The 25933-nt window shown below is 63.7% G+C and carries 28 protein-coding genes; 19 read left to right on the top strand and 9 right to left on the bottom strand.

The window, feature by feature from the left end; translation table 11 throughout:
• Positions 1-28 precede the first annotated feature (28 nt).
• Positions 29-367, top strand: a complete 339-nt coding sequence (locus tag ACIOTL_RS04160; protein WP_105658645.1) for a DUF4190 domain-containing protein — start codon at positions 29-31, stop codon at positions 365-367.
• A 63-nt stretch (positions 368-430) separates the two neighbouring features.
• Here the strand turns inward: ACIOTL_RS04160 and ACIOTL_RS04165 are convergent, their stop codons facing one another.
• Both ACIOTL_RS04165 and ACIOTL_RS04170 read right to left on the bottom strand, forming a co-directional pair.
• Positions 431-1888 (bottom strand): peptide MFS transporter, encoded by a 1458-nt coding sequence (locus ACIOTL_RS04165; RefSeq protein WP_400341879.1) that lies wholly within the window; start codon positions 1886-1888, stop codon positions 431-433.
• A gap of 52 nt (positions 1889-1940) precedes the next feature.
• Complete coding sequence (locus tag ACIOTL_RS04170; RefSeq protein WP_400341881.1) at positions 1941-3287, bottom strand: amidase; 1347 nt, start codon at positions 3285-3287, stop codon at positions 1941-1943.
• A gap of 67 nt (positions 3288-3354) precedes the next feature.
• Between ACIOTL_RS04170 and ACIOTL_RS04175 the strand changes: the two genes are divergently transcribed.
• Positions 3355-3681, top strand: coding sequence for a rhodanese-like domain-containing protein (locus tag ACIOTL_RS04175; protein WP_105658642.1), 327 nt, complete (start codon positions 3355-3357; stop codon positions 3679-3681).
• On the top strand, positions 3678-4601 hold the full coding sequence (gene pheA / locus ACIOTL_RS04180; protein ID WP_400341882.1) for a prephenate dehydratase: 924 nt from the start codon (positions 3678-3680) through the stop codon (positions 4599-4601). The genes ACIOTL_RS04175 and pheA overlap by 4 nt, the downstream gene beginning before the upstream one ends.
• A gap of 65 nt (positions 4602-4666) precedes the next feature.
• On the opposite strand, the gene ACIOTL_RS04185 is transcribed toward pheA, so the two are convergent.
• Positions 4667-5713 carry a diacylglycerol kinase family protein gene (locus ACIOTL_RS04185; RefSeq protein WP_105658640.1) on the bottom strand — a complete coding sequence of 349 codons (1047 nt, stop codon included), beginning with the start codon at positions 5711-5713 and terminating at the stop codon, positions 4667-4669.
• A 38-nt stretch (positions 5714-5751) separates the two neighbouring features.
• Between ACIOTL_RS04185 and serS the strand changes: the two genes are divergently transcribed.
• Positions 5752-7029 carry a serine--tRNA ligase gene (serS, locus tag ACIOTL_RS04190; RefSeq protein ID WP_105658639.1) on the top strand — a complete coding sequence of 426 codons (1278 nt, stop codon included), beginning with the start codon at positions 5752-5754 and terminating at the stop codon, positions 7027-7029.
• A gap of 124 nt (positions 7030-7153) precedes the next feature.
• Complete coding sequence (locus ACIOTL_RS04195; protein WP_105662175.1) at positions 7154-7984, top strand: HAD family hydrolase; 831 nt, start codon at positions 7154-7156, stop codon at positions 7982-7984.
• Between the two features lie 9 nt (positions 7985-7993).
• Here ACIOTL_RS04195 and ACIOTL_RS04200 read toward each other — a convergent pair whose 3' ends face one another.
• From ACIOTL_RS04200 to ACIOTL_RS04215, 4 genes are all read right to left on the bottom strand, one after another.
• Entirely contained in the window at positions 7994-8596 is a 603-nt protein-coding gene (locus tag ACIOTL_RS04200) for a hypothetical protein (protein ID WP_105662174.1), read from the bottom strand.
• Positions 8597-8708: 112 nt separating this feature from the next.
• Positions 8709-9368: a YitT family protein gene (locus ACIOTL_RS04205; RefSeq protein WP_105658636.1), complete on the bottom strand. Its 660-nt coding sequence runs from the start codon at positions 9366-9368 to the stop codon at positions 8709-8711.
• 179 nt (positions 9369-9547) lie between these two features.
• On the bottom strand, positions 9548-9769 hold the full coding sequence (locus ACIOTL_RS04210) for a hypothetical protein (protein ID WP_133833724.1): 222 nt from the start codon (positions 9767-9769) through the stop codon (positions 9548-9550).
• Between the two features lie 9 nt (positions 9770-9778).
• On the bottom strand, positions 9779-10402 hold the full coding sequence (locus ACIOTL_RS04215; protein ID WP_105662172.1) for a pyroglutamyl-peptidase I: 624 nt from the start codon (positions 10400-10402) through the stop codon (positions 9779-9781).
• Between the two features lie 83 nt (positions 10403-10485).
• On the opposite strand from ACIOTL_RS04215, the gene ACIOTL_RS04220 reads away from it, so the two are divergent.
• Positions 10486-11694 carry a DNA recombination protein RmuC gene (locus ACIOTL_RS04220; protein ID WP_400341884.1) on the top strand — a complete coding sequence of 403 codons (1209 nt, stop codon included), beginning with the start codon at positions 10486-10488 and terminating at the stop codon, positions 11692-11694.
• A gap of 100 nt (positions 11695-11794) precedes the next feature.
• Here the strand turns inward: ACIOTL_RS04220 and ACIOTL_RS04225 are convergent, their stop codons facing one another.
• Complete coding sequence (locus tag ACIOTL_RS04225) at positions 11795-12274, bottom strand: inorganic diphosphatase (RefSeq protein ID WP_105658632.1); 480 nt, start codon at positions 12272-12274, stop codon at positions 11795-11797.
• Positions 12275-12371: 97 nt separating this feature from the next.
• Here ACIOTL_RS04225 and dacB point away from each other — a divergent pair, with 97 nt between their 5' ends.
• From dacB to panC, 13 genes are all read left to right on the top strand, one after another.
• Positions 12372-13736 carry a D-alanyl-D-alanine carboxypeptidase/D-alanyl-D-alanine-endopeptidase gene (gene dacB, locus ACIOTL_RS04230; protein WP_388024668.1) on the top strand — a complete coding sequence of 455 codons (1365 nt, stop codon included), beginning with the start codon at positions 12372-12374 and terminating at the stop codon, positions 13734-13736.
• Positions 13737-13754: 18 nt separating this feature from the next.
• The gene (locus ACIOTL_RS04235) at positions 13755-14681 is read left to right on the top strand and encodes a zinc-dependent metalloprotease (protein ID WP_105662169.1); all 927 of its coding nucleotides are present in this window, start codon (positions 13755-13757) and stop codon (positions 14679-14681) included.
• Positions 14678-15604, top strand: coding sequence for a tRNA lysidine(34) synthetase TilS (tilS, locus tag ACIOTL_RS04240; protein ID WP_400341886.1), 927 nt, complete (start codon positions 14678-14680; stop codon positions 15602-15604). The genes ACIOTL_RS04235 and tilS overlap by 4 nt, the downstream gene beginning before the upstream one ends.
• A 64-nt stretch (positions 15605-15668) precedes the next feature.
• A complete protein-coding gene (hpt, locus tag ACIOTL_RS04245; protein ID WP_105658629.1) occupies positions 15669-16220 on the top strand; it encodes a hypoxanthine phosphoribosyltransferase in 552 nt (183 codons plus the stop codon).
• 107 nt (positions 16221-16327) lie between these two features.
• Positions 16328-18253 (top strand): ATP-dependent zinc metalloprotease FtsH, encoded by a 1926-nt coding sequence (ftsH, locus tag ACIOTL_RS04250; RefSeq protein ID WP_400341887.1) that lies wholly within the window; start codon positions 16328-16330, stop codon positions 18251-18253.
• 9 nt (positions 18254-18262) lie between these two features.
• Positions 18263-18841: a GTP cyclohydrolase I FolE gene (folE, locus tag ACIOTL_RS04255; RefSeq protein ID WP_286134348.1), complete on the top strand. Its 579-nt coding sequence runs from the start codon at positions 18263-18265 to the stop codon at positions 18839-18841.
• An 8-nt stretch (positions 18842-18849) separates the two neighbouring features.
• Complete coding sequence (gene folP / locus ACIOTL_RS04260; protein WP_105658627.1) at positions 18850-19752, top strand: dihydropteroate synthase; 903 nt, start codon at positions 18850-18852, stop codon at positions 19750-19752.
• A complete protein-coding gene (gene folK, locus ACIOTL_RS04265; protein WP_166650737.1) occupies positions 19739-20581 on the top strand; it encodes a 2-amino-4-hydroxy-6-hydroxymethyldihydropteridine diphosphokinase in 843 nt (280 codons plus the stop codon). The genes folP and folK overlap by 14 nt, the downstream gene beginning before the upstream one ends.
• Positions 20569-21030 carry a DUF3180 domain-containing protein gene (locus tag ACIOTL_RS04270; protein ID WP_105658625.1) on the top strand — a complete coding sequence of 154 codons (462 nt, stop codon included), beginning with the start codon at positions 20569-20571 and terminating at the stop codon, positions 21028-21030. The genes folK and ACIOTL_RS04270 overlap by 13 nt, the downstream gene beginning before the upstream one ends.
• Complete coding sequence (locus ACIOTL_RS04275) at positions 20999-21496, top strand: PH domain-containing protein (protein ID WP_400341888.1); 498 nt, start codon at positions 20999-21001, stop codon at positions 21494-21496. The genes ACIOTL_RS04270 and ACIOTL_RS04275 overlap by 32 nt, the downstream gene beginning before the upstream one ends.
• Positions 21493-22890 carry a PH domain-containing protein gene (locus tag ACIOTL_RS04280; RefSeq protein ID WP_181148927.1) on the top strand — a complete coding sequence of 466 codons (1398 nt, stop codon included), beginning with the start codon at positions 21493-21495 and terminating at the stop codon, positions 22888-22890. The genes ACIOTL_RS04275 and ACIOTL_RS04280 overlap by 4 nt, the downstream gene beginning before the upstream one ends.
• 2 nt (positions 22891-22892) lie before the next feature.
• On the top strand, positions 22893-23759 hold the full coding sequence (locus ACIOTL_RS04285; RefSeq protein ID WP_105658622.1) for a Rossmann-like and DUF2520 domain-containing protein: 867 nt from the start codon (positions 22893-22895) through the stop codon (positions 23757-23759).
• A 4-nt stretch (positions 23760-23763) separates the two neighbouring features.
• On the top strand, positions 23764-24630 hold the full coding sequence (panC, locus tag ACIOTL_RS04290) for a pantoate--beta-alanine ligase (RefSeq protein ID WP_400341890.1): 867 nt from the start codon (positions 23764-23766) through the stop codon (positions 24628-24630).
• Here the strand turns inward: panC and ACIOTL_RS04295 are convergent.
• On the bottom strand, positions 24627-25580 hold the full coding sequence (locus tag ACIOTL_RS04295) for an NAD(P)H-dependent flavin oxidoreductase (RefSeq protein WP_400341892.1): 954 nt from the start codon (positions 25578-25580) through the stop codon (positions 24627-24629). The two genes, panC and ACIOTL_RS04295, sit on opposite strands and share 4 nt — an antisense overlap.
• Between the last annotated feature and the right edge of the window lie 353 nt (positions 25581-25933).

The raw sequence follows: 25933 nt of genomic DNA on the forward strand, positions 1-25933 counted from the left end.
CGCAGTTTCGTAGAAGAATGGTAGGCAAATGAGCTACTACCAGTATCCGCAGAACCCCTACCAACGACCGCCTGAATCCGCCGGCCTCTCGGTGGCTTCCCTGGTGCTTGGCATCTTGTCGTTGCTAGGCTTCACTGTCATTATCCTTGTTCCGCTGGCCGGAGTCATTACCGGGCACCTGGCCTACCGGCGTGAACCCAGCTCCCGGGGCCTGAGCCTGGCCGGGCTAATTACCTCATGGATTGGATTGGCACTAGCCATAGTCATTTATGCGGTAGCCATCTGGTTCTTCTGGGCATTGTCAACCGGGTTCGGCTACGACTCGTATTACGACAACGTGACCTTCTCACAAGGGCTTCTTCGATAATCCCCGGGCATGAAAAAAGCGGTTGGTTCAAATGAACCAACCGCTTTTCGCATGATCGAACGCCTAGAGGATCGGGCCCATCAGCTTCTTCAAGGCCGGGGTAGCTGCCATCATGGCAATACCCAGGACAACAGCGGTGCCGCCCATGGCGATGAAGTACGGGATCTCGTTGCCCTCGGTGTAGTAGCCGGCCAGCACACCCGACAGGGTGGTGCCCAGCGAAACCGACAGGAAGAACAAGGCGATCATCTGGGTGCCGAAGGCGGCTGGAGCCAGCTTGGTGGCAATTGCCTGGCCCACTGGCGAGAGCAGCAGCTCGGCAAAGGTGCACAGCAGCAGGATGCCGACCAGCGCCAGCAGCGGGGTCTTCACGAAGGATTCCAGCGGGATGAACAGCAAGAAGGCCGCACCCACAACCACCAGTGCCAGGCCGAACTTCATTGATGTGCGTGGCTGGCGCTTGCCCAGTTTGGTCCATAATGCGGCGAAGATACCGGCGAAGATGATGATGAAGACCGGGTTGATCGAGGTAACCCAGCTCGGTGGCATTTCCCAGCTGCCCAGGTGGCGGTCCAGGCGCTGATCCGAGTAAGCGGCAATGAAGGTGAACTGCTGCTGGAACAGGGCCCAGAAGGCAGCCGTACCGATGTAGAACGGAATGAATGCCCAGACTTGCTTGCGCTCGGTGGCGTCAACCTTCTTGCTGCGCAGGATCAACGCGAAGTAGATGATCGAAGCGGCGATCACCACGTAGGCGATGGTGCTTGCCAGATTCTCCGGAGTCACGATCTTGGATGCGAAAGCGGCAATGATCAAAACGATCACGGCAGCGAAGATGACCACATAGCGGTTGCGCTCAGAGGCAGGCAGCGGGTTGCTTGGGATGTGGCCGGAGTCCGGCAGCTTCTTGCGTCCAAGGGCATAGATCCCCAGGCCGATAGCCATGCCGACCGCGGCAGCGGCAAAGCCGATGTGGAAGCCGTACTGGACCTGCAGCCAACCGGTGAGCAGTGGGCCGAGCAGCCCGCCGATGTTCACGCCCATGTAGAACAGGGAGAAGCCGGCATCGATGCGCGGATCTTCCTTGGAGTATAGGGAGCCCACCAGGGCTACAGCGTTGGCCTTCAGGCCGCCGGAACCGACGGCAACGAAGATCAGGCCGATAACCAGTCCGGCATAGCCGGGCAGGAGCGCCAGGCCAATATGGCCGATCATGATCGCGATGGCCGAGAAGAACAGGACGCGTTCCGAGCCGAACAGGCGGTCGGAGAGCCACGCGCCCAGGATGGTGGACAGGTAGACAGCGCCGCCGTAGGCGCCGACCAGCGACAGAGCCAGACCCTGGTCCATGCCCAGGCCGCCGTCGGTGACCGAGTAGTACATGTAGTAAGCCAGCAAGCCCTGCATGCCGTAGAAGGAGAATCGTTCCCACATTTCCACGCTGAAGAGGCTTGCGAGCGCACCGGGGTGACCGAAGAAGGTCTTTCCGGAAGCTTTGGTGCTCGTTGTTGCAGTAGACATACGTAATATTTTTCGCCCTTGCCCACCCGAGTACCTACTTATATGGGAAAGGTCACACCTGCATCTGGGCTGCCAGCGCGAGCAGCAGTCCTTCGTCCGAGCGCGGGGAAATCAGCTGAATACTCATTGGTAACCCCTCGTTGGAGTGGCCTACCGGAACGGTGATGGCCGCTACTGAGGCGACGTTCACCATGGAAGTGTAGGGGGTGTACTGGCACTGCAACATATAATCCACATCGGCTGTGGATTGTGTATAGTGCCCGATCTTCGGCGGGATCGAGGCCATGGCAGGGGTGGCCACGACATCGTAGGCGGACCATTGGCGCACGAAGTCGGCCGCAATCTGCTTCAACCTCGAACCTGCCTGCAGGCTCTGTTCCAGCGAGCGGTCGGCGGCGCGTCGGCGGAAATCCCTTGCCAAATCGCCGAGTAGCGAATCATCCGCGACCGGAACGTCCTTCAGCCCATTGGTCCACACCGCCGCGAAGGTTTCCGGATAGTCCGTGGCGTAGTGCAGGTTGGCCGGCTGGACGCGATGCCGTTCTCCAAGGCGTTCAAGGCCCTGGGCAAATGAAGCCCGGGCTTCTTGCGCCAGGGTAATTTCATAGACCGGTTCAAACGGGGAATGGATGCTGTACCCAATCTTCAGCCCGTCCAGGCGCTGGGGGTAGCTTCCCTGCAGCAACGGCAGATAGTGGTCCTTGCCGCGCATGGCGTCAAGCAGCAAAGCCGCATCCAAGGCATCATGGGCCAACGGTCCGCTAACCGCTAGCTTCGGTGCGCCCATGGGATCGGTGTAGCCATCAAGGATGTCGCTGGGAACGCGGCCCAAAGAAGGCTTCAGGCCTACCAGCCCGCAGGCGGCCGCGGGGATGCGAACCGAACCGCCGCCATCAGAGCCCGGACCCAGCGGAATCATGCCGGCGGCAATCGCCGCGGCCTGCCCGCCAGAGGAACCGCCCGACGAGCGCGTGGGATCAAAGGGATTGCGTGATGGGGGCGCCACGAGGTTCTCTGAATAGCTGCTCAGCCCGAATTCCGGAACCTGCGTCTTGCCCAGGACCACCACGCCCTCGGCGCGCAGCCTGGCCACCAAGGAGTGATCACGTTCAGCGACCATCGCAGGCATCGCCGCAGTGCCATAGGTGGTAGGCATCCCGGCCACGTCACTGAGGTCCTTGAACGCGGTGGGGAGCCCATGCAAGCGGCCAATGTCGCCACGGGCATGCGCCTGGTCCGCCGCTGCCGCGGCCTCCATCGCATTTTCTGCCACGTGGACGAAAGCGCCAAGGTCCGCTTGCTCTTCGATGCGCTTGAGGTAGTGCTCGGTGACCTCGCGGCTTGAACGCTCGCCGCGGGCCAGCTCGTCTCGCAATTTCAGGGCGCTTGAGGGAAACATGTCGGCTTTCGACGCAGGAAATGACTAGTCTTATAAGCAAACACCCTATGTGAGAGGAATGCTAGCCGTGAGCGATTTTGAGACTGTTTCGGTCAATGATGTCCCGAAGGATGCCTTCATCCTTGACGTGCGCGAAGACTTCGAATGGGAAGCAGGCCGTGCTGCCGGAGCAACCCATATTCCCCTTGGCTCCTTGCCAGAGAAGATTTCCGAGCTTGACCCGGATGTAGACACCTACGTCATCTGCCGTACCGGTGGCCGTTCGGCCCAGGCCGCATCATGGCTCACCGTGATGGGCTACACCGCCTTCAACGTCGCCGGCGGTTCCGATGCGTGGATCGAAGCGGGCTTGCCAATGGAAGCGGATAACGGCCAGGAGCCAACCGTACGATGAACTATGCCTATCTGGGACCTGCTGGCACTTTCACCGAGTCGGCCCTGCTGCAGGTTCCCGGGGCTACCGAGGCGCAGCGGATCGCGGCCTCCAACGTCAACGTGGCGCTGACCATGGTGCGCGAGGGGACCGCGGACGCGGCGATGGTCCCGATCGAGAACTCGGTAGAAGGCGGCGTTTCGGCCACCTTGGACGCCATTGCGCAGGGCGAAGCCCTGCAGATTGTTTCCGAAATCCTGGTTCCGATCACTTTCGTGCTGGCGGTACGCCCCGGCATCGACTCGCTGGAGCAGATCAGGCAGATCTCCACCCACGGGCATGCCTGGGCGCAGTGCCGCTTATGGGCCGAAGCGAATATTCCCGGGGCCGCATTCACCCCGGCTTCTTCCACGGCAGCCGGCGCCCTGGCTCTCGAAGAGGACGAACCGCCGCATGATGCGGCGATCTGCTCTCCGCTGGTAGCCCAAGAGCGCGGCCTGAAGGTGCTGGCCAGCGGGGTCGAGGACAATATCGGCGCGGTGACCCGCTTCATCCTCGTGACTCGTCCGGGAAGGATTCCGCAGCCTACCGGCGTGGACAAGTCAACGCTGATCCTGCCGCTGCCCGAGGACCGTCCCGGTGCGCTGATGGAAATCCTCGAGCAATTCACCGCGCGCGGCGTGAACCTCTCGCGCATCGAATCGCGTCCTACCGGCAAGAGCCTGGGCGAGTACTTCTTCTCCGTCGATATCGAAGGCCACGTGGCCGAGGAACGCGTTGCCGCCGCCTTGTCGGGGCTGCACCGGCTGTCCCCGCAGCTGCGCTTCCTCGGTTCCTACCCAGCCGCCCAAGGCCTGGAGCCGGCCGTGGATACGCATAATTCAGATGCGGCCTTCAGTGAAGCCCGTGCCTGGGTGCAGTCGCTGCGCGACCGGCTTTAAGCAGGCAGCGCGAAGGCCCGGCCTAGCTCCCCGCAAGGGGAAATCGGCCGGGCCTTCGGCATGCGCTACGGGGTGCGCAGGCGCAGGGCGCTCGGGTTCACGGACACCTGCAGTTCGTTGACCTGGCCGGTGGGGTCCCCGTCGATCTGGGTATTCATCGGCTCATCGCAACGCAGCGACACGCCAGAGGTCTGGTAGAAGCTCATCACCGGAATCTTGTTCTTGGCGCGGAATGCGGTCTTGAGCAGGATCCAGGTCCAGCCGGCGGCCGAGCGGGGAGAAAGGATCACTGCGTCGAGCACGCCGTCGTCGATCTTGGCGTCGGGCACGAAATCCAGGCCCTGCAGCTTTCCGCAGTTGGCGAAGAGCACCGAACGGACCTTGCGGGTCTGCCAGCTCTCGTCGCCCGAGAGCTTGAAGCTGACCTTCTTGCGCTGGCCCGGCAACTGGCGCAGGCCGGCTTCCGAGTAGGCCAGCCAGCCGACCTTGGATTTCAGCTCTTCGTTGGTGTCGTCAAACAGGTCGGCGTCGGTGCCCACGCCGGCGATGACCAGGAAAGCATGATCCGCCTCCTTGCCGTCCAGCAGCTGCAGCTTCATGTGCCCGACGTCGATCCGGCGAACCATCCCGCGCACTGCCACCAGCGCCGCGGTGTGCAGGTCATCGAGCGGAATATCCACGTTGCGGGCCAGCAGGTTGCCAGTGCCCAGCGGCAGGATTCCCAGGGATGCGCCGGTGCCTTCGAGCACTTCCGCGACGGCGCGGATGGTTCCGTCGCCACCTGCGGCAATAATTGTGTCGCATTGCGCATCGAGTGCTTCACGGGCTGCATCCTGGCCGGCGTTGTCCTTGGTCGTTTCAAGGACCAGCGGTGCTTCCAGGCCCGCTTCAGCGCAGACGCGGACCACGGCTTCCCTTGCTTCGTCAGCACCTGACTTGGAAGGATTGATGACCAGGGCCACCTTGGTAGCCGCTGCCTGTTCAGCCGCTTCGGGCTGCTTGATCAGCGGTTTGCTGTAGTTCGAAAGCTTGCGCACCGAATACCAACTGGTCGCCGCGGCGGCAGCTGCAGCAGCCACGGCAGAGAAAACGATCACACGATTTGTCTGCATAATGCTCTCATCGTACTCATGATTGCTACCCTTAACATGTGATCGACCTGAAAATGCTCACCGAAAATCCGGATTTGTACCGTGCCTCGCAACGCGCGCGCGGTGCCGACGAGTCGTTAATTGACCAGCTGCTGGCAGCTGACACGGCACGTCGTGAAACCATCGCCACCTACGAGCGCCTGCGTGCCGAGCAGAATGCGTTCTCCAAGAAGGTCGGCAAGGCCAAGGGCGACGAGCGCGCCGCCCTGCTTGCCGAGGTCAAGGAGCTCGCTGCCGCGGTGAAGTCCGCCCAGGCCGAGTCCGACGCGGCCTCCGCCAAGTGCACCGCACTGCAGCGTTCCATCCCCAACCTGATCATCGACGGCATCCCGGCCGGCGGCGAGGATGACTTCACCGTCGTCAAGCACGTGGGCACCGCCCGCGACTTCAAGGCCGAGGGCTTCGAGCCGCTGGACCACCTGCAGATCGCCGAGAAGCTGGACGCCATCGACATGGAACGCGGCGCCAAGGTTTCAGGCTCGCGCTTCTACTTCCTCAAGGGCATCGGCGCCCGGCTGGAAATCGCGATGATGAATATGGCCCTAGATGTGGCCATGGCGCACGACTTCATCCCGATGATCACCCCGACCCTGGTCCGCCCCGAAACCATGCAGGGCACCGGCTTCGATGTCGAGCACGACGACGAGATCTACAAGCTCGAGCGCGACAACATGTACCTGGTCGGCACCTCGGAGGTGGCCCTGGCCGGCTACCACGCGGACGAGATCATGGATCTGGCCGACGGCCCGATCCGCTACGCCGGCTGGTCCTCCTGCTACCGCCGCGAGGCTGGTTCGGCCGGCAAGGACACCCGCGGCATCATCCGCGTGCACCAGTTCAACAAGCTGGAGATGTTCGTCTACGCCAGCGTCGAGGATGCCGAAGCAGAGCACCAGAAGCTGCTGGCCATGGAAGAGGACATGCTCGGGCGCATGGAACTTCCCTACCGCGTGATCGACACCGCCGCCGGGGATTTGGGCATGAGCGCCGCGCGCAAGTTCGACTGCGAAGCCTGGGTTCCTACCCAGGGCACCTTCCGCGAACTGACCTCGACCTCGAACTGCACCACCTTCCAGGCCCGCCGCCTGAATATCCGCGAACGCGAGATCATCGACGGCAAGGCCGGCAAGACCCGTTCGGTGGCGACGCTGAACGGCACCCTGGCGACCACCCGCTGGCTCGTGGCGATTCTGGAAAACCACCAGAACCCGGACGGTTCGGTCAACGTGCCCAAGGCGCTGCAGCCTTACCTTGGCGGACTCGAAGTACTCAAGTAGCCAATGACCGGCCATTTGCCGGCTGCCCCTCGCGGGCAGCCGGCAAATGCTTTTAACCGGTTGTTCACTTGGCGCTGTGCCTTGGGTCATCGCCAAAAACCCGCGGTGGTGGTTAACTTGAGCCATGACTGTTATGACTAAGCTCGGCAACGATGACCGGCTGACCAAGCAAAAATTGATGATTTGCCTTGACGTGGATGGCACCATCGTCAACCACCAGGGGGAAATGAGCCAGCGCGTGCGCGATGCCGCGCGGGCTGTAGTGGCCCAGGGCCATGAGGTAATCATCTCCACCGGCCGCTCCTTGGGTGCGGCCCTGCCCATCATGGCGGAACTGGGCATCGACCATGGCTATGTCGTGGTCAGCAACGGCGGCGTGCTCGCAAAGGTGTGCCAGGATGAAGTCGAGATCCTGCACCGCGAGATCTTCGACCCGTCGACAGCGCTCAAGGCGCTGCGCGACCAGCTTCCCAAAGCCAAGTACGCCTTGGAAAACGAGCGCGGCGAATTCCTTTCCAGCGAAACCTTCGGCGACATGAGCTTTGGCGCCGAGAGCAAGGTCGTTGATTTCGGCGAGCTGGTCAACAGCAAGGCCGTGCGCGTGGTGGTTTTCTCCACCGACAACACCGCCGAGGAATTCGGGCATGCCGTGCAGAGCCTGGGGCTCTCCGGGGTGACCTACTCGGTGGGCTGGACCGCTTGGCTGGATATTGCCGCCGAGGGTACCACCAAGGCCAGCGGCCTGGAGCGGCTGCGGGCGATCCTGAAGTTCGATTCGAAGGACTCGCTGGCAGTAGGCGATGGCCGCAATGACGTCGAAATGCTGCAGTGGGCCGGACATGGCGTGGCCATGGGCCAAGCGCCGGATGAGGTCAAGGCAGCGGCCGACGCCGTGACTGAAGGCGTTGACCAGGATGGCCTGGCCATCGTCCTGGAAGGGCTGCTGGGCAGCTAGCACCAGGGTCTAGAGCTGGTCGGTGTATTCCAGCAGCCGGGCGATCGCTGCCCGCGCGCCCAGCTCGTCGTTGTAGCCCGAACGCACGATCGCCGCAGATACTGCCTGGGGAGTGATTCCCAGGATCCCGGCGACCGCTTTTTGCTGCCCGCGCACACCGGGAGTCAACAGGTCAACGACGGACCATTCGGCCTCGGTGCGGGTGCGGATCCACTGTCCGAGCATGCGCAACAGGCCCTCGAGCTCGCCGTCCATCTCGTCATTGCCCGAGGAAACGCAGATCGGGACCCTTTCGCCGCGGTGGCTGGCCGCCTCCAGCGCGCCGAGCGCGCGCCGCGCCGCCCTGCCCTCGACCAGGTCGGCCTCTACGGGCACCGGCTCGTACAGGCTGCCGATGCCCAGCCCGATATTGCAGAAGTTCAGCCGTGCCACGCGCAGCAGCGCGTCGACGGCGGCATCGGGGTCACTGGGCACTCCGAGCAGCAGCTGCCCGCTGAGCGCGGTGAACGGCGCGTGGGTGTCGACTTGTTCCAGCTGGTGCCAGAGCTGCTCGCTGGCGGCGGCAACATCGGTGACCGAGCGGGGCCGGGGGCTGAGCGCAACGACAAACATGATTCAAGTATTGCGTGTGCAACCGGGTTTGTCGCGCACTGTGCGGCACTTGGCGGCTAACGGTGCTGCTCCAGCCTGATGCTGGTCCGCCGGCTGGCGGGATCAGGAGGAACTAGGACAGGGTGCTGCTGGGCGCGCCCTGCTGGGCGGGCAGCGCAACGGTCGTGTACTTGAAGAAGAACTGCGTAGCGGGGCCAATCAGCAGCGCATAAGCCACCGTGCCCACGCCCACCGGACCGCCGAGCAACCAGCCGATCCCCAGCACGCACACCTCGATAATGGTGCGCAGCAGGCGGATCGATTTGCCGGTGCGCAAATGCAGCCCGGTCATCAGGCCGTCGCGCGGGCCGGGGCCGAAATGGCAGCCGATGTACAGGGCGCCGCCAAGGCCATTGACGGCGATGGCGCCAACCAGGGTCAGGATCTGCCAGCCCAACCCGTGGACATCAGGGATGAGCCAGAGAAAGAAGTCCAGGCCAAGCCCGATGAGCAGCACATTGGCGACGGTGCCCAATCCTGGCCACTGCTTGAGCGGAATCCAGGCCAGCAGCACCACGACGCCGACGATGATCACTATCGTTCCCAGCGACAGCGGAATGTAGTTGGCCAGGCCCAGGTGAAGCACATCCCACGGATCCACGCCGAGCTGGGCGCGGATCAGCAGTGCCATGGCCAGCGCAAAAAGCATGAGGCCGATGAACAGATTTGCAAGACGCAGGGGGAGCTTTCCGGCACGCAGCTGATCGAGCGGAGTGAGATTATGCAGGGTCATGATGCTTCAAGGCTAGCCCTGCGCTGAACCCCGGCAGTAATCCCGCAAGTATCAGATGGTCACATTCCTAGTCCCAGTCCAGCCATGGTGCAGCGAGCCCCGAGACAACCAGGGCGAAAGCTCCGATGAAAAGAAAGCCGATGGCAAGCGAAAAAAGAACCATCCAGCGGGTGGGACTGCTATTCATTATCGGATCCAGGCTTTCGTTTCATCATGATCCCGGTCAAGCGGGCCACCGAGTAGACGGCGCCAAACAGGGGAATAGGCATGGCTAGGGCCAGCGGTATGGCGGTGCGCACACAGCGTTCGCGGAGGAACTGCACCAGCACAAAGAGCGTGCCCAGCGCCCACAGCACCAGAATGCCAACTTCCAGGCCGTCCAGTGCCATTACCGCTTCCATGAAAGCAGTCTATCCACCGGGGGCGAGGCTTCCCAGTATCGCAATGCCCAGGGCCGACGATAGCTGGCTCAGGTCCCCGGGCCGAGGTTGGCTGGCCGATGCGTCGGTTTCAGCACCAACCGTGGCTTGAACCCCTGGCGGGCGCAGTGCGGGAACATGGATGAACAATGCCGGGACCGGTTGGGAATACGCCAAATACGCAGTGTGGTTGCACACGAAACGCCCGGCATCCTCGGAGACCCTTGCCTCATAGCCTGCGGCGAGCAGGGCGCGGACGGCCGCTGCTGGATCAAGTGTGGCATCCAAGCGTCCCGGCGCATTCGCCTTGATGGCCGCTGACCGTGGCTGGGCGCCATCATTGTCGGGGATGCGGGCATCATCTTCGTTAAAAGCCCATCGCTCCGGCGTGATTGCATTCCGGCCGCCGGCTTCGCCGACGCAAATCAGCGCATCGGGCTGGTGCTTCGCCAAGAGCGATTCGAGTGCTTTGCCGGAGGCCGCGAAGGACACCGGAAGCATGGCGGTGAGGACCTGATGCTCGCCCAGCTGCCTGGGAAGGCTGGAAACGGCTTCCTGGCTGGCATTGAATTCGTCGTTGCCGAACGGCTCGAAACCGGTGACCAAAATATGCATGGACCCATTATGGGCCCAAACTGTCGGTGTCCGCTGATAGGACTGAGGCAATGGTCCGCTCGACAGTTCTTGGTTAGGTGCTCATGGTAATCGCGGTTTTTGCACTCGTCATCCTGAATATTCTGGCAACGGCATGTATTGCCTTGCTGCTGGTGCGCAGGACATCCGGCTCTGATGACACCCAGATCCAGGACTCGGTGCGTGCTGCTAATGCGGAGCTCCGGCAGGAACTGGGGACCCAGCGCACCGAACTGCGCCAGGGGATGGGCGAAGTGCGTACCGAGATCGACGCCAAGCTGACCGCGATGGCAGAAGCCAATGCGAACCGCCATCTGCAGGTCCAGGGGCTGCTCCAGCAGGAAATGGAGAAACTGCGCTCGGGCAATGAAGCCAAACTCGAGAAGATGCGCGAGACGGTGGACGAGAAGCTCCAGGGGACCTTGGAGAAGCGGCTGGGCGAATCCTTTGAACTGGTCAGCAAGCGGCTGGAAATGGTGCAGAAGGGGCTGGGGGAAATGCAGAGCCTGGCCCAGGATGTCGGCGGGCTGAAACGCGTGCTCACCAACGTGAAGAGCCGTGGTTCATGGGGCGAAGTGCAGCTTTCGCGCCAGCTGGAAGACATCCTCACCGCAGAGCAGTACGAGCAGAACGTGGCGGTCGTGCCCGGCAGCCGCGAGGTCGTGGAGTTCGCGGTGATCCTGCCCGGGCGGGATGCCGGAACGATCTATCTGCCAATCGACTCCAAGCTGCCGCAAGAGGACTACGAGCGCCTGCTCGATGCCCAGGAGCACGGCGACAAGGCCGTCATCGCCGCTGCGGGCAAGGCGCTGGACCGGGCGATCCTTGAGCAGGCCAAGCTGATCTCCAGCAAGTACATCGCCCCGCCGTACAGCACCGACTTCGCCATCATGTACTTGCCCACCGAGGGGCTGTTCGCCGAGGTTGTGCGCAGCCCGGGGCTGGCCAGCAAGCTGCAGGCCGAGCACCGGGTGCTGGTCACGGGGCCGACCACCCTGATGAGCCTGCTGAACTCCTTGCAAATGGGTTTCCGGACACTGGCCATTGAGAAGCGCAGCAGCGAGGTGTGGCAGGTGCTCTCGGCGGCCAAGGAAGAGTTCCGCAAGTACGGAGATGTCTGGGACAAGCTGGGCAAGCAGCTGGCCACGGCGCAGAACACGGTGCGCGATGCCGGTACCCGGACCCGTGCGGTGGAGCGGAAACTCAAGGACGTGCAGACCCTGGAAGTTTCCGCGCAGGAAGATGTGCTCAGCGGAATGCTGCCTGAAGCCTAGCGCCGGGCAAGTCCGGGTCTCCGGCAGTGAACCGGCAGCAAAAGCAATGGCGGCGACCCCGATTCGGGGGTCGCCGCCATGTTCGGCTTGAGCCTAGTGGCTAGGCCTTGAAACGCTCGATGGAGCGAGCCAGCTCGGCTTCGGCAGCCTCGCGGCCTTCCCAACCCTCGGCCTTGACCCACTTGCCTGGTTCCAGGTCCTTGTAGCGGGTGAAGAAGTGCTCGATCTCCTTGATCAGCCATTCGTCGATGTCTTCAAGTTCCTTGATGTGGTCAAAGCGCTTGTCGGCAGGAACGCACAGCAGCTTGGCATCGCCACCGCCATCGTCGGTCATGTTGAATACGCCAATTGGGCGTGCTTCGACAACAACACCTGGGATCAGGTCAACACCCGGGATGAAGACCATGGCGTCCAATGGATCGCCATCTTCGCCCAGAGTATCGTCGAAGTAGCCGTAGTGGGTTGGGTACTGCATCGAGGTGAACAGCACGCGATCCAGGCGCAGGCGGTGGGTCTCGTGGTCGATCTCGTACTTGACGCGCGATCCGGTGGGGATCTCGATGGTCACGTCGTGGCTCATGAAAAGCACACTCCTAAACTAGTCTTAGGGATATCCGCTAATAAGGGTATCGCCCCATTGCGCCTGATGGATAAAACTGCGAGAGGAATGTAACCATATGAACACTGCCGCCCGACGCGCTATTACGCTGGGGGTGGCGATTGTTGCCATGGTTGCAGTGATTGCCGCGATGCTGCTGGCCCCGCGATTCTTCACCGGAGAGCCCGAGGCTTTCTACACCCCGGCCAGCGCGCAGCTGGCCGATAAATCCCCAGTCGCCGTGCGGGACCTGGACCCCAACGCCGCGCAACCGGACCCCGGGATCCTCGCCGCGAAGCTGGATAGCATCCTGGCGGACAAGCCCGACCGGACGTCCTTCAACGCCCAGGTGGTCGACGTGGCCACGGGCACAGTCCTGTATGACAGGAACTCCGAAATAAATGGCACCCCGGCCTCCAGCCTGAAGGTAGTCACCGCCATCGCGGCCCTCGATGCCCTCGGCGGCGACACCCAGCTGTCCACCAGCGTGCTGCTCGATGGCGGCACATTGATCCTGCGCGGCGGGGGAGATGTGCTGCTGGGCGACGGGGAATCGGACCCGGCGCACCCCAAGGGCTATGCAGGACTGGCAACCCTGGCCAAGCAGACCGCCGAAGAACTTGAAAAGCGCGGCATCAGCGAGGTCAAGCTGTGGCTGGACGACTCGCTGTTCGGCGATGCGCACAGCAACCCCGCCTGGGACAAGTCGCTGTTCACCTCCAATAACATTGGCCAGGTCTACCCGATTGCGCACTACGCCGGGCGTGCCGGGGAAAGCACCAGCACCGCCTACCAGTCCGACCCGGCCGCGCAGGTCCGCAAGGTCTTCGCCCAAGCCCTGGGCGAGCGGGTCAAGGTGGATGAGGGTGGCCGCGGCCCCTATGCGGGGGGCGAGCAGATCACCGAGGTGAAGTCGGCACCGCTGCGCGATGTCATCAAGCACATGCTGCTGGTTTCGGATAACTACATTGCCGAATCCATGGGCCGCCTGGTGGCGCTGGACCGCCAGATGCCCGGGGAGCAGGCAGGGGCCGCCGTCGCTGCTGTGGCCCAGGCCCATGGGGCTGCTGGCCACACGCTCGTGGACACCAGCGGCCTGGCTGCCAGGAACCGGATTTCGCCCGCGGCGCTGACCGCGGTACTGCGCTCGGCCGCCACCAGCAAGAAGCCGGAATTGCGCGAGGTCGTCTACTCGCTGCCGGTCGCCGGCTACAACGGCACCTTGATGAACCGCCTGGGCGGTGCCGGAACACTTGGCCTGGTCCGCGCCAAGACCGGCTCGCTCACCGGCGTGGCCACGCTGACCGGCATGGCCATGACCGAAGACGGGCGCCTGCTCGCCTTCTCGATCTATGCCGATCAGCCCAACGGAACACTCGCACCCCACAAGCCAACCATTGACTCTGCTGTCACCGCCATCCGTGGCTGTGGCTGCCGGAGCTGAACGCCGCAGGAGCAGCAAATGAACCAGTTCGTCGATTGGAAGCTGGCGGCCAAGGCCGCGAAAACCCTGATGCCCGCCGGGCCGGGGATCCAGGCCCAGGATGCCGCACGGATCATCGAGGAACTGCGCATCGCCGCCGGCGAAGGCCTGGTGGAGGCCGAGAAGGTTTCCAAGCTGGCTGCTTCCGCGCCCTCGCAGACCCTGGTGGTGGACCGGTCCGGCTGGGCCAAGGCCGTCAGCCAGAATTTCGCGGCCCTGCTCCCGGCAGCGCGCCAGGACGTCCCCGGGGTGGTCCCCTTGATTGCCGGCGCAGAACTTGGCGCGGTGCTCTCGGTGCTGGGCACCCGGGTGCTGGGCCAGTTCGACCCGTTCGTCGGCCCGCGCCTGCTGCTCAACGCCCCGACCATCACCCAGATCCGCGGCGAGCTGAATGTGAACGCCCGCGACTTCTACCTGTGGATCGCCACCCACGAGCAGACCCACCGCCTGCAATTCGAGCACGCTGCCTGGATCCCCGGGGTCATGAAGCAGACCCTGGCCGAGGCCTTCGAGCCGCTGGCCGGCACCACCCACTCCATGGGCGAACTGGGTGAACGCCTGAAATCCATGAAGTCCGAGGTCAGCGAACTGACCAGCATCATGTCGGTGCTCGAAGGCCACGCCATGGTCGTGATGAACGATGTCACCTCGATCCGCAGCATCAAGACCATCCGCCGCCGCTTCGAAGCCCGTGGCGAGAACCGTTCGGCCCTGGCGATCCTGCTGGGCAAGCTGCTGGGATTGGATGCCAAGGCGCTGCAGTACAAACGCGGGGCAAAATTCGTGCGGCATATCGTCGACGCGATCGGCTACGAGGGCTTCAACGAAATCTTCACCGCCCGCGAGATGTTCCCGAGCGCCGGGGAACTCGATGACCCGGAACGCTGGCTGGCCCGCACCCGATGAGCCGCGCCCTTCACCTTGCCCGCGCCGCCATCAGTGCCAGCAGCGCGCCCGGGCTGAACCTGATCGGGGTTTCCGGCGGTGCCGACTCGCTAGCCCTGGCCATTGCCGCGGCGACGCTGCCCGCTTCCTTCGGCGCCGTGGTTATCGATCACGGCCTGCAGCCCGGCAGCGCCCAGGCGGCCGAACGCGCCGCCGGGCAATGCCGCGAGCTGGGATTGGACCCGGTGGCGGTGGTCCAGGTCGAGACCTCGGATGACGAGGCTTCGGCCCGCACGGCCAGGTACCAGGCCTTTGAAGCAGCCCTGCAGCAGTTCAACGCGCAGGCATTGATGCTCGCCCACACCCGCGACGACCAGGCCGAGCAGGTGCTGCTGGGGCTGCTGCGCGGATCGGGAACCCGCTCGCTGGCCGGCATCCCTGCCCGGCGCGGAGCCTACCGGCGCCCCCTGCTGGAACTGTCCCGGGCGCAAACCGAGGAAATCTGCCGGCAGGCGGGGCTTGGCTACTGGGAAGATCCGAGCAACGCGGACACCGGGTACAAGCGCAACCTCATCCGCCATAGGATCCTGCCCTTCTTGCGCGAGGAACTTGGCGAGCATGTTCCCGAAGCACTGGCGCGCACCGCCAGCCTGGCCGCCGCCGACGCCCAAGCCCTCGACGAATGGGCCCAAGCGGCCAAGGACGAGCACGGGTTGGCGATCCCGGACCTGGCCACGCTGCCGGTGGCCATCAGCTCGCGAGTATTACGCCTGGCCGCCATGGAAGCCGGGGCCAGGAATGTGGGCCATGAGCGAACGGCGGCGCTGTGCGCGCTGGCCGGGCTCGGCGTCCCCAAGTCCAAATCAGCTGGTCCTGTGCAGCTGGATGGCAGGATCAGCGCCTTCCGGCGGCAATCGGTGATCGTTTTCACCAACACCGGCTAAACAACCTTCCGCTAAATGTGGCACTCTAGGTAAGTACCACACCTCTAGAATCAGGAGAATTCTCGTGGATTCCAATGCAGTCAAAGCCGATCTTGCGCACGTTCTGTACACCAAGGAAGAAATCCAGGCCCGCGTGGAAGAACTTGCCGCGCAGATCGACAAGGATTACGAAGGCCGCGACATCCTCGTGGTAGGTGTGCTCAAGGGCGCCGTGATGATCATGGCTGACCTGGTTCGCGCACTGAACTCCCACCTGACCATGGACTGGATGGCAGTGTCCTCCTACGGTTCGGGTACCCAGTCCTCCGGTGTGGTGCGCATCCTCAAGGACCTGGATTCCGACCTCATGGGCAAGCACGTGCTGATCGTCGAGGACATCATCGATTCCGGCCTGACCTTGTCCTGGCTGAAGTCCAACCTGGAATCCCGCGGCCCGGCCTCGGTGGAAATCTGCACCCTGCTGCGCAAGCCGGAAGCAGCCAAGGTGGAAATCGACGTCAAGTACGTCGGCATGGACATCCCCAACGAATTCGTGGTGGGCTACGGCCTGGACTTCGCGGAAAAGTACCGCAACCTTGATTGCGTGGGCACCTTGGCCCCGCATATTTACCAGTAGGGAACTTTTCTCGCCAATGGGGCGTTGAGAAATATCGAAGGTGGCGTGACCCGGACGCCAGAGCAGTGCGTGAGGGGGATGCGCCAGGCGCGGGGCCTGTCGGATCAATGAAAACGAAGAAGCTTTTTAACAGCTGGATCATTTGGGTCCTGGCCGGCGTAGTCGCCGTGGTGTTGTTCCTGCCGATGGTCTTCGGCAATAACTCGGCCAAGGTGGACACTTCCGTAGGCCTGCACCAGCTCACCAGCGGCAATGTCACCGAAGCGAAGATGTTCGACGGCGACCAGCGCGTGGATCTGAAGCTGCGCGACTCGCTGAAGGTCGATGGCGTGGACAAGGGCACCTCGGTGAGCTTCTACTACTCCACCGCCCGTGCCGAACTGGTGGTCGATGAGATCAACAAGGCCAACCTGGGCAAGTTCACCGACCAGCCGGTGGAAAGCAACTGGCTGCTGTCGATGCTCGGGATCATCATCCCGTTCCTGCTGATCGCCGGCATCTTCTGGTTCATCCTCGCCCGCTCCCAAGGCGGCGGCTCCAAGGTCATGCAGTTCGGCAAGTCCAAGGCGAAGCTGATCACCAAGGACATGCCGCAGGTGACCTTCAAGGATGTCGCCGGCGCCGACGAGGCCGTGGAGGAACTCCACGAAATCAAGGAATTCCTGCAGGAACCAGCCAAATTCCAGGCCCTGGGCGCGAAGATCCCCAAGGGCGTGCTGCTCTACGGCCCTCCGGGCACCGGCAAGACCCTGCTGGCCAAGGCCGTAGCCGGCGAGGCGGCGGTACCGTTCTACTCGATCTCCGGTTCGGACTTCGTGGAGATGTTCGTCGGCGTGGGCGCCTCGCGCGTTCGCGACTTGTTCGAGCAGGCAAAGACCAACTCCCCGGCGATCATCTTCGTTGACGAAATCGACGCCGTCGGCCGCCATCGCGGCGCCGGCATCGGCGGCGGCAACGATGAGCGCGAGCAGACCCTGAACCAGCTGCTGGTGGAGATGGACGGCTTCGACGCCACCACCAACGTCATCCTGATTGCCGCGACCAACCGCCCCGACGTGCTGGACCCGGCGCTGCTGCGCCCGGGCCGCTTCGACCGCCAGATCCCGGTGGAGGCACCGGATCTGAAGGGCCGCGAGCAGATCCTGGCCGTGCACGTGAAGGGCAAGCCGATGGATGCCACCGTGGACCTGAACGCCGTCGCGAAGAAGACCCCGGGCTACACCGGTGCCGACTTGGCCAACGTGCTCAACGAGGCCGCGCTGCTCACCGCCCGCTCCAACGCGAACCTGATCGACGACCGCGCCCTGGACGAGGCCATCGACCGCGTCATGGCCGGCCCGCAGAAGCGCACCCGCCTGATGGACGAGCACGAGCGCAAGGTCACCGCCTACCACGAGGGCGGCCACGCGCTGGTGGCAGCGGCCATGAACCAGACCGCACCGGTCACCAAGATCACCATCCTGCCGCGCGGCCGCGCGCTGGGCTACACCATGGTGGTTCCCGAATCCGACAAGTACTCGGTCACCCGCAACGAGCTGCTGGACCAGATGGCCTACGCCATGGGCGGGCGCGTCGCCGAGGAGATCGTCTTCCACGATCCGTCCACCGGCGCCAGCAACGACATCGAGAAGGCCACCGCCACCGCGCGCAAGATGGTCACCGAATACGGCATGAGCGAGAAGGTGGGCGCCGTGCGCCTGGCCGGCTCGGCTGCCGAGCAGGGCATGGGCACCGCCTCCCGCGACTTCTCCGACGAAATGGCCCACCTGGTGGACCAGGAAGTGCGCGAGCTGATCGAGCAGGCGCACAACGACGCCTACCAGGCGCTGATGGCCAACCGCCATGTGCTCGACCGCCTGGCCCTGGCGCTGCTGGAGCGCGAGACGCTGAACCAGAAGGAGATCGCCGAGATCTTCTCCGACCTGGTAAAGCGCGACAAGCGCGAAGTCTGGCTGAGCAACGAGGCCCGTCCGGTGCACCAAGAGGGCCCGATATTAAGCCCCAAGGAGCGCGCAGCTTCCTCGACCGACTAGGATCGAAGCGTGAGTGAACTACAAGAGATTGATCAGCCGCGGATCGCGGCAGCCGTGCGCGAGATCCTGGAAGCCATTGGCGAGGATCCCGACCGCGACGGCCTGGTAGACACCCCGAAGCGGGTGGCCAAGGCCTATGCGGAGTTCTTCGCCGGCTTGCACCAGAAAGCGGCAGACCACTTGTCCACCACCTTCGACATCGAGCACGATGAGATGGTGCTGGTCAAGGACATCCCGTTCTACTCGACCTGCGAGCACCACCTGGTGCCCTTCTACGGTTCGGCGCATATCGGCTACATCCCGGGCAAGGGCGGCAAGGTCACCGGCCTGTCCAAGCTGGCCCGGCTGGTCGAGGTGTACGCCCGCCGCCCGCAGGTCCAGGAGCGCCTGACCACCCAGATCGTCGATGCCCTCGTGGAGCACCTGAACCCCTCCGGTGCGATCGTCGTCGTTGAATGCGAGCACATGTGCATGTCCATGCGCGGGGTGCAGAAGCCCGGCGCGAAGACCGTGACCAGTGCGGTGCGCGGGCAGCTGCGGGAAACCGCCACCCGTGCCGAAGCCATGAGCCTGATCCTCGGAAAGTAGGAACCCCCATGTCGCTTGGAGCGATCCCGGGCACCGGCCCGAACACCAGCCCATTGCCGGTGATCCGCAAGTCCAGCAAGAAGACCATGGCCGACCTGCCAACCGGCCGCACCCTGGTCATGGGCATCCTGAACGTCACCGAGGACTCCTTCTCGGATGGCGGGAAGTACCTGTCCGCCGATGCCGCGATCGACCAGGGCCTGAAGCTGCTGTACTCGGGTGCCGACATCATCGACGTGGGCGGCGAATCCACCCGCCCGGGCGCCACGAACGTGGATCCTGCCCTGGAGCGCGAGCGCATCATCCCGGTCATCGAAGCCCTGGTGAAGGCCGGCGCGGTGATCTCCGTGGACACCATGCATGTCTCCACCGCCCGCGCGGCCATCGCCGCCGGCGCGCACCTCATCAACGACGTTTCCGGCCTGACCTATGAGCCGGGCATGCCGGAGCTGATCGCGGAAACCGGCGTCCCCTACGTATTGATGCACCGCCGCGGCACCGCGCAGGACATGGTCTCCGAGGCCAACTACCAGGACGTGGTCACTGAGGTCATCGGCGAATTGCGCATGCTGCGCGATGAATTCGTCGCCAAGGGCGTGGCCCCGGAGCAGATCATCATCGATCCGGGACTGGGCTTCGCCAAGGATGCGCAGCACAACTGGGCGCTGCTGGCCAACGTCCCTGCCATCGAGGAGCTGGGCCACCGGGTGCTGATCGGCACCAGCCGCAAGCGCTTCCTGGGCGAACTGCTGGCCGAAGGCTCCAAGAGCCGCGCGCCGATGGAACGCGATTCCGCGACCGCAGCGACCACCGTGCTGGGCGCCCGCGACAAGGTCTGGGCAGTGCGCGTGCACGATGTCACCGGCAACCGCGACGCCATTGAAGTCGTGCAGGCCTATGGATCGCATTAGCATCTACGGAATTTCGGCCACCGGCTACCATGGCGTTTTCGACCATGAGAAGCGCGACGGCCAGGAATTCATCATTGACGTGGTGCTGCACGTGGATATCTCACGTGCGGCAGCCAGCGACAATGTTCTTGACACGGTGCACTACGGCGAAGTCAGCGAGCTGGTAGTCCAGCAGATCCAGGCCGGCCCGTGGGACCTGATCGAGAAGCTGGGCAGCGAAATCGCCGAGGCGATCCTCGCCGCCTACCCGGGCGTGTTCACCATCGACGTGGTGGTGCACAAGCCGCAGGCTCCAATCCCGGTACCGTTCACCGATGTCACCATCTCGCTGACGCGGCACCAGAAGCAGCACACCGCGATCATCGCGTTGGGCGCCAACCTGGGTGATCCGCAGGCTACCCTGGCCGCCGCGGTGCAGGACCTCGGCGCAGAAGTCGAGCTGCTCAAGGTTTCCCCGCTGGCCATCACCAAGCCGGTAGGCGGTCCGCCGGAACAGCCCGATTACACCAACCAGGTCGTCCAAGTGCGTACCCGGCTGGCCCCGCATGAGCTGCTGGATCTGTGCCAGTGGATAGAAGCCAAGCACCACCGCACCCGCGAAGTGCGCTGGGAAGCGCGCACGCTGGATCTGGACCTGATCGCCTACGACCAGCTGAACCTGGATGATGAGCGGCTGACCCTGCCTCATCCGCGCGCCGCGATCCGCGGCTTCGTGCTGGCCCCGTGGAGCTGGATGGATCCGGACGCGGTGCTGAACGGGCAACTGGTTTCCCGTTTGGCCGCCGAAGCTGCCGATACGAAGGACATCATCCGGCTATGGCCAAGCTGAAGCTGCGCTGGCTGCTCTGGTGCGCCGGGCTCGGGGCCGTGGCCGGCTGGATCGCGTTGCGCCTGCTCACCGCGGCAGGCAGGTACGCGCCGGTGCTGGACTACTCCGCCCTGTACTCGCTGGGCGCAGTCTGCGCGGTGATCCTGTTCCTGGGGATCCGCGTGAAGCGCTCCACCCTGGGCAAATCGGACTTCGAGCCGATCGCCGCAGCTCGTACCCTGGTTCTGGCCCAGGCCTCGGCGTATGCCGGTGCGGTGATTGCCGGATGGCATGTTCCGGCCATCATCACCCTCTGGGCGGCCACTGGGATCACCCCCACCCTGACCCGCGGCCTGGTGCTGACTGGTGCTGGTGTCCTCATGGTGATTATTGGGTATATTGTTCAGCAACTGTGCAAACTACCTCCAGAGGATACCGATGGCAACAGCGACTCCGTGGTCACCGAATAACTTCACCCCAGCCCACCGGGACTACGCCAAGCTCAAGTTCACCACCTGGGCAATCACCTGGGGCCTGTTCCTGCTGGCGGCACTGGTCCCTGCCGTGCTGGCAGTCACCGGCGTCGGCATCCCGCTGTGGCTGGTGCTTTCCCCGGTCCTGCTGGTGCTGGCGATCGCGTTGCCGGCATTGCGCATCATCCGCCGCCAGGTCGCCGCACTGGGCTATCTCGAACGCGAAGAAGACTTCATCGTCCGCTCCGGGGTGATGTGGCGCAAGCAGGTGGTCATTCCCTACGGCCGCATGCAATACGTCGAGGTCAACAGCGGGCCGCTGGAGCGCCGCTATGGGCTATGCCAGCTAACGCTGAACACCGCCGGCAGCGCTGCCACCGCGCACGTCTACGGGTTGCCCGAGCGCGAAGGGCAGGCCCTGCGCGAACGGCTTGTGGCCGCCGGCGAAGAGAAAATGCTATGAGCCAGGCCGAAGAACTGGCCACCGGAGACAGTGCCGAGCCATGGCAGCGGGTGCATCCAGCCAGCCCGTTCGTCCACGGCTGGCTGGCCATCATCGGCCTGGGCTACATCTACTGGCAGAACACCGACGACCTGTCCTGGGCGGAGCGCTTCTCCGGCACCAGGTTGATGTGGACCGTCGCGGGCGCCGGCATCGCACTGGCCGTGGTGCTCATCTTCTACTTCCTTTCCTGGTACTTCACCCGCTATAAGCTCACCAGCACCCACGTGTACGTGAATTCCGGGATGCTATTCCGCAGCCAGAAGCAGGCGCGCATCGACAAGGTGCAAGGCATAGACATTGCCCAGCCACTGGTAGCCCGGCTGCTGGGTCTCGCCGAACTGCGCTTTGACGTGGCCGATTCCTCCGAGTCGGTGCTGCGCCTTTCCTTCCTGCGCAAGGCCGATGCCCACGCGCTGCGCGTGGTCATCCTGGAGCGGGCCCGCGGCGAAGAACCTGCCGCTGCCCAAGAAAGCGGCTCCCACGACGCGGCGGATCGCGCGGCAGCCCAGCCGCAGGCCGCCGCGGACGCATTGCCGCTGATGGCCAACGTGCCCATTGGGCGCCTGATTGGCTCCATGTTCCTGCAATTGCCGGTGATGTTCGGGGTGCTCGCATGCCTGGCGATGCTGGTGCTTTGGCTTGCCGGGGTCGACGGAATCATCGCGGCCCTGGTCCCCGCGGCCTTGGCCTTCGGCAGCTTCTACTACAAGCAGCTGAACCAGGGCTGGAACTTCACCGCCAGTGCCTCGGACACCGGCATGCGCATCAGCTACGGACTGGCTGACACCCGCCAGCACTCCATTCCTGCCGGCCGCGTCCAGGCCATTTCGGTGACGGCACCCTTCTTCTGGCGGATGCTGGGCTGGTACAAGGTGGAAGTCAACGTGCTGGGCACCAAGAGCGATGACGCGGATAACCTGCAGGTGCTCCCGGTGGGCGACTTCGAGTCGGTCGCCCGCATCATGGGGATCCTGCTGCCGGATCTTGGCGTCGCCAACCAGCGCGAGGTGCTGGCCACCGCGGTGAGCACCGGATGCGAACACGGTTTCACCGGCTCCCCGGAACGCGCCAAGCCGCTATCGCCCGGGGCATGGAAGCACCAGGCGTTCCTGGCCACCGGCACCACGGTGATTTCCCGGTATGGCTGGCTGGCCCGGCAGGCCAGCTTCGTGCCGCATAACCGGGTGCAGGGCATGAGCTGGGGCCAGGGACCATGGGAGCAAGGACGTAAACTGGCCGGTGTCCGCTTGCACTGTGCCGGCGGAAACATCATCGGATACCTGCATCAGATTGATGCGGACACCGCAGCAGAATTTATTCGGGCGCAAACCCGGCGCCTGGTTGAAAGGTAGAAGTGGACGCACCACGCTTGGGAATCGGCATCATCTCCGCCGGCAAGGTAGGCACCGTGCTTGGTGCGGCGCTGGCAGCCAGCGGACACCGGATCACCGGAATCCACGCCGTTTCGGAGGATTCGCGCGATCGCGCCGACGCCTTGCTGCCCGGCGTGGAACTGCTGGACCCAGCAGAAATCCTGCGCCGCAGCGAGCTGGTGCTCTTTGCGGTACCCGACGACGTGCTCGGCGAACTGGTGTCCGGACTGGCAGCGGGCGGCCATATCGCCGCCGGGCAGTTGATCGCGCACACCGCCGGGCGGTACGGCACCTCGATCCTTCAACCGGCCTTGGATGCTGGCGCCTTTGGACTGGCAATCCACCCGGCCATGACCTTCACCGGCATGAGCATGGACCTCCAGCGCCTGACCGACTGCGTCTTCGCGGTCACCGCGGACGAGGCCATCCTCCCGGTAGCCCAGGCGCTGGTGGTGGAAATGCGCGGGGAGCCGGTGGTGATCGCCGAGCAGGATCGTGCCAGCTACCACGCGGCCCTGGCCCATGCGGCAAACCACCTGAACACCATCACGGCGCAATCGGCGGACATCCTGCGCCGGATCGGCGTGGAAGAACCATCCAATACCCTGCGCGCCCTGATGTACGCGAGCCTGGATAATGCCCTGCGTTCCGGCGCGGGCGCACTGACCGGCCCGGTAGCACGAGGCGATAGCGGAACGGTCACCGCGCACCTGCAGGCGCTGGCCGATGCCCCGGCGGAAACCAACAATTCCTATCGGAGCCTCTCGCGCGCTACCGCGCTGCGCGCCGCAGAACGCGGACTGATCTCCCAAGCCACGCTGGAAGAGCTTCTGCGAGTTCTAGAATAGAAGCGTGAAAACCCCGAAGATTGTAAAGACCCGTGCCGAGCTGAAGGCTGCTATTGCCGCAGCTAACCCGGGATCGCTGGGCTTCGTGCCCACTATGGGAGCCCTGCACCGCGGACATGCTTCGCTGTTCAAGGCCGCCCGCGCAGAAAACGAACTGGTAGTCATCTCCGTATTCGTCAATGAGCTGCAGTTCAACGATGCCAGCGACTACGCCACCTATCCGCGCCAGCTCGACGCTGATGTGCAGCTGGCCGCGGCCGCCGGCGTCGATCTTGTCTTTGCCCCGGACGCTTCCGAGATCTACCATGCCGGCCTTCCGCTGGTGAAGTTGAGCTCCGGCGCGCTGGGCGAAATGTATGAAGGCGCCTCGCGTCCAGGCCACTTCGATGGCATGCTGGCCGTAGTCGCCAAGCTGCTGCACTTGACCGACCCGCGTCGGGGCGAATACCGCGCCTACTTCGGCCAGAAGGATGCCCAGCAGCTGATGCTGATCCGCCGCATGGTTGCCGACCTGGACTATCCGGTAGAACTGCGTGCGGTGCCGATCGTGCGCAGCCCGAAAGGCCTGGCGCTTTCCAGCCGCAATGCATTGCTCAGCGAGGAAGAGAAGGAAGCAGCCTTGGTGCTGCACCGTTCGATCCAGCTGGTTGCCGACCGTGCGGCACACAATGAACCGCTGTACATCGAGGATGCCATCGGCATGTACCAGATGGCCCCGCTGGTGGAGCTGGACTACTTCGCCGTCGTTGACCCGGATACCCTGCAGGAACTGGCATTCAACTGCCAGGACACCCCCTTCACCGGCGAGGGCTTGATCCTTGTCGCGGCGAAGGTGGGCAACGTCCGTCTGATCGACAACCAGCCGATCTAGGCAAAGCGTCGAGCAGCCTGCCCGAGGACCTGGCGGAAGCCGCACAGCTCCTGCATGATTTCGGCGGCGGGCTGCTCGGCGCCAACGAACTGCACTGCCTCACCGGCATAGACCGGGGCTATGTCCGTCAGCGCTTCGGAGCGGGCCTGATCCATCTGCTCGCGCAGCGCATCGTTCGGCTCCCAGCTGGAAAGATCCGCGTGCTTGTCGCTGAACTCATTGCGCAGCGCCCGTCCGCCGAACTCGGGCGCCCATGGCAATTGCTGGGCGAGATCGAAGGCGCGGGTATAGATAGTGTCATCCAGGCCCGCATTGCGTGCTGCGCTCTTCATGTTCCCGTGCCCGCTGGACTCTGCTGCCGAGAGGAAACGGGTCCCGATCCAGGCAGCTTCCGCGCCAGCTGACAGCACCGCGGCGATACCTCGCGCAGTGCCGATGCCTCCGGCCGCCACCACAGGCTTCTGGTGCTGGGCGGTTGCCAGCTGCAGCAGCGGCAGAGTTCCGGCTTCATTGCGGCCATGTCCGCCACCTTCTGCGCCACGGGCAATGATGATGTCGATGTCATCAGCCATCGCGCGTTCCAGATCTGCCGCATTGCCTACCTGCATGGCGGTCAGAACTCCAGCCTCATGGGCTACCGCCGCGGCCCGGGTGACATCGCCGAAGCTCAAGGTCACCAACGAGGGCCCGAACTCCAAGAAGGCCTCTAGCGGGGAGAGATCCGTTTCCAGCGCCCAGGCCATGAAGCCGACGCCCCATGGAGCACTCAGGGATTCAACGAATTGCGTTTGCTGTTCAATCCAGTCAGCTGTGGGAGTTGCAGGCGAACCGATCATCCCTACACCTCCCGCGTGGGAAACAGCTGCAGCCAAGGCGCCGCCAGCCGCGCCAGCCATAGATGCATTGAAGATGGGTTCACGGTATCCAAGGAGTCTTTGCAGGTCGCTCATGAGCCCAGACTAGAACAGCGAAATGAATGTGACCTAGAACGCGGCCCCTCGATTTGTAAGTGCCCAAGAACCTGTGTATAGTTTTTATCTGTTGCCGGAACGGAAACAACACGGAATCTACCGATTGTTTACCCGGCAGCCAATCACTTTTCACTGAAGGTTTTCCGCCGATTTTGATCGGATCAGAAACTCTGGTAAGTTGGAAAAGTTGCTCCGGAGCGAAGCAGTCATCGAAGTCTTGATGGTTGTGGTGTCGAGAGTGTTTGTTGTTTGAGAACTCAATAGTGTGCCAAGTTTGTTGATACCGAATATTTTTATTTGGTGAATACATAACATTTGCTTGAGGCATTGCA

The organism is Glutamicibacter sp. NPDC087673, from assembly GCF_044743255.1.
Lineage (GTDB): Bacteria > Actinomycetota > Actinomycetes > Actinomycetales > Micrococcaceae > Glutamicibacter.

Bases quoted from the DNA above. Each gene is read 5' to 3' on its own strand.
- ACIOTL_RS04160 (WP_105658645.1), top strand. From the start codon at position 29: ATGAGCTACTACCAGTATCCGCAGAACCCCTACCAACGACCGCCTGAA.
- ACIOTL_RS04165 (WP_400341879.1), bottom strand. From the start codon at position 1,888: ATGTCTACTGCAACAACGAGCACCAAAGCTTCCGGAAAGACCTTCTTC.
- ACIOTL_RS04170 (WP_400341881.1), bottom strand. From the start codon at position 3,287: ATGTTTCCCTCAAGCGCCCTGAAATTGCGAGACGAGCTGGCCCGCGGC.
- pheA (WP_400341882.1), top strand. From the start codon at position 3,678: ATGAACTATGCCTATCTGGGACCTGCTGGCACTTTCACCGAGTCGGCC.
- ACIOTL_RS04185 (WP_105658640.1), bottom strand. From the start codon at position 5,713: ATGCAGACAAATCGTGTGATCGTTTTCTCTGCCGTGGCTGCTGCAGCT.
- ACIOTL_RS04195 (WP_105662175.1), top strand. From the start codon at position 7,154: ATGACTGTTATGACTAAGCTCGGCAACGATGACCGGCTGACCAAGCAA.
- ACIOTL_RS04200 (WP_105662174.1), bottom strand. From the start codon at position 8,596: ATGTTTGTCGTTGCGCTCAGCCCCCGGCCCCGCTCGGTCACCGATGTT.
- ACIOTL_RS04205 (WP_105658636.1), bottom strand. From the start codon at position 9,368: ATGACCCTGCATAATCTCACTCCGCTCGATCAGCTGCGTGCCGGAAAG.
- ACIOTL_RS04210 (WP_133833724.1), bottom strand. From the start codon at position 9,769: ATGGAAGCGGTAATGGCACTGGACGGCCTGGAAGTTGGCATTCTGGTG.
- ACIOTL_RS04215 (WP_105662172.1), bottom strand. From the start codon at position 10,402: ATGCATATTTTGGTCACCGGTTTCGAGCCGTTCGGCAACGACGAATTC.
- ACIOTL_RS04220 (WP_400341884.1), top strand. From the start codon at position 10,486: ATGGTAATCGCGGTTTTTGCACTCGTCATCCTGAATATTCTGGCAACG.
- ACIOTL_RS04225 (WP_105658632.1), bottom strand. From the start codon at position 12,274: ATGAGCCACGACGTGACCATCGAGATCCCCACCGGATCGCGCGTCAAG.
- dacB (WP_388024668.1), top strand. From the start codon at position 12,372: ATGAACACTGCCGCCCGACGCGCTATTACGCTGGGGGTGGCGATTGTT.
- ACIOTL_RS04235 (WP_105662169.1), top strand. From the start codon at position 13,755: ATGAACCAGTTCGTCGATTGGAAGCTGGCGGCCAAGGCCGCGAAAACC.
- tilS (WP_400341886.1), top strand. From the start codon at position 14,678: ATGAGCCGCGCCCTTCACCTTGCCCGCGCCGCCATCAGTGCCAGCAGC.
- ftsH (WP_400341887.1), top strand. From the start codon at position 16,328: ATGAAAACGAAGAAGCTTTTTAACAGCTGGATCATTTGGGTCCTGGCC.
- folP (WP_105658627.1), top strand. From the start codon at position 18,850: ATGTCGCTTGGAGCGATCCCGGGCACCGGCCCGAACACCAGCCCATTG.
- folK (WP_166650737.1), top strand. From the start codon at position 19,739: ATGGATCGCATTAGCATCTACGGAATTTCGGCCACCGGCTACCATGGC.
- ACIOTL_RS04270 (WP_105658625.1), top strand. From the start codon at position 20,569: ATGGCCAAGCTGAAGCTGCGCTGGCTGCTCTGGTGCGCCGGGCTCGGG.
- ACIOTL_RS04275 (WP_400341888.1), top strand. From the start codon at position 20,999: ATGGCAACAGCGACTCCGTGGTCACCGAATAACTTCACCCCAGCCCAC.
- ACIOTL_RS04280 (WP_181148927.1), top strand. From the start codon at position 21,493: ATGAGCCAGGCCGAAGAACTGGCCACCGGAGACAGTGCCGAGCCATGG.
- ACIOTL_RS04295 (WP_400341892.1), bottom strand. From the start codon at position 25,580: ATGAGCGACCTGCAAAGACTCCTTGGATACCGTGAACCCATCTTCAAT.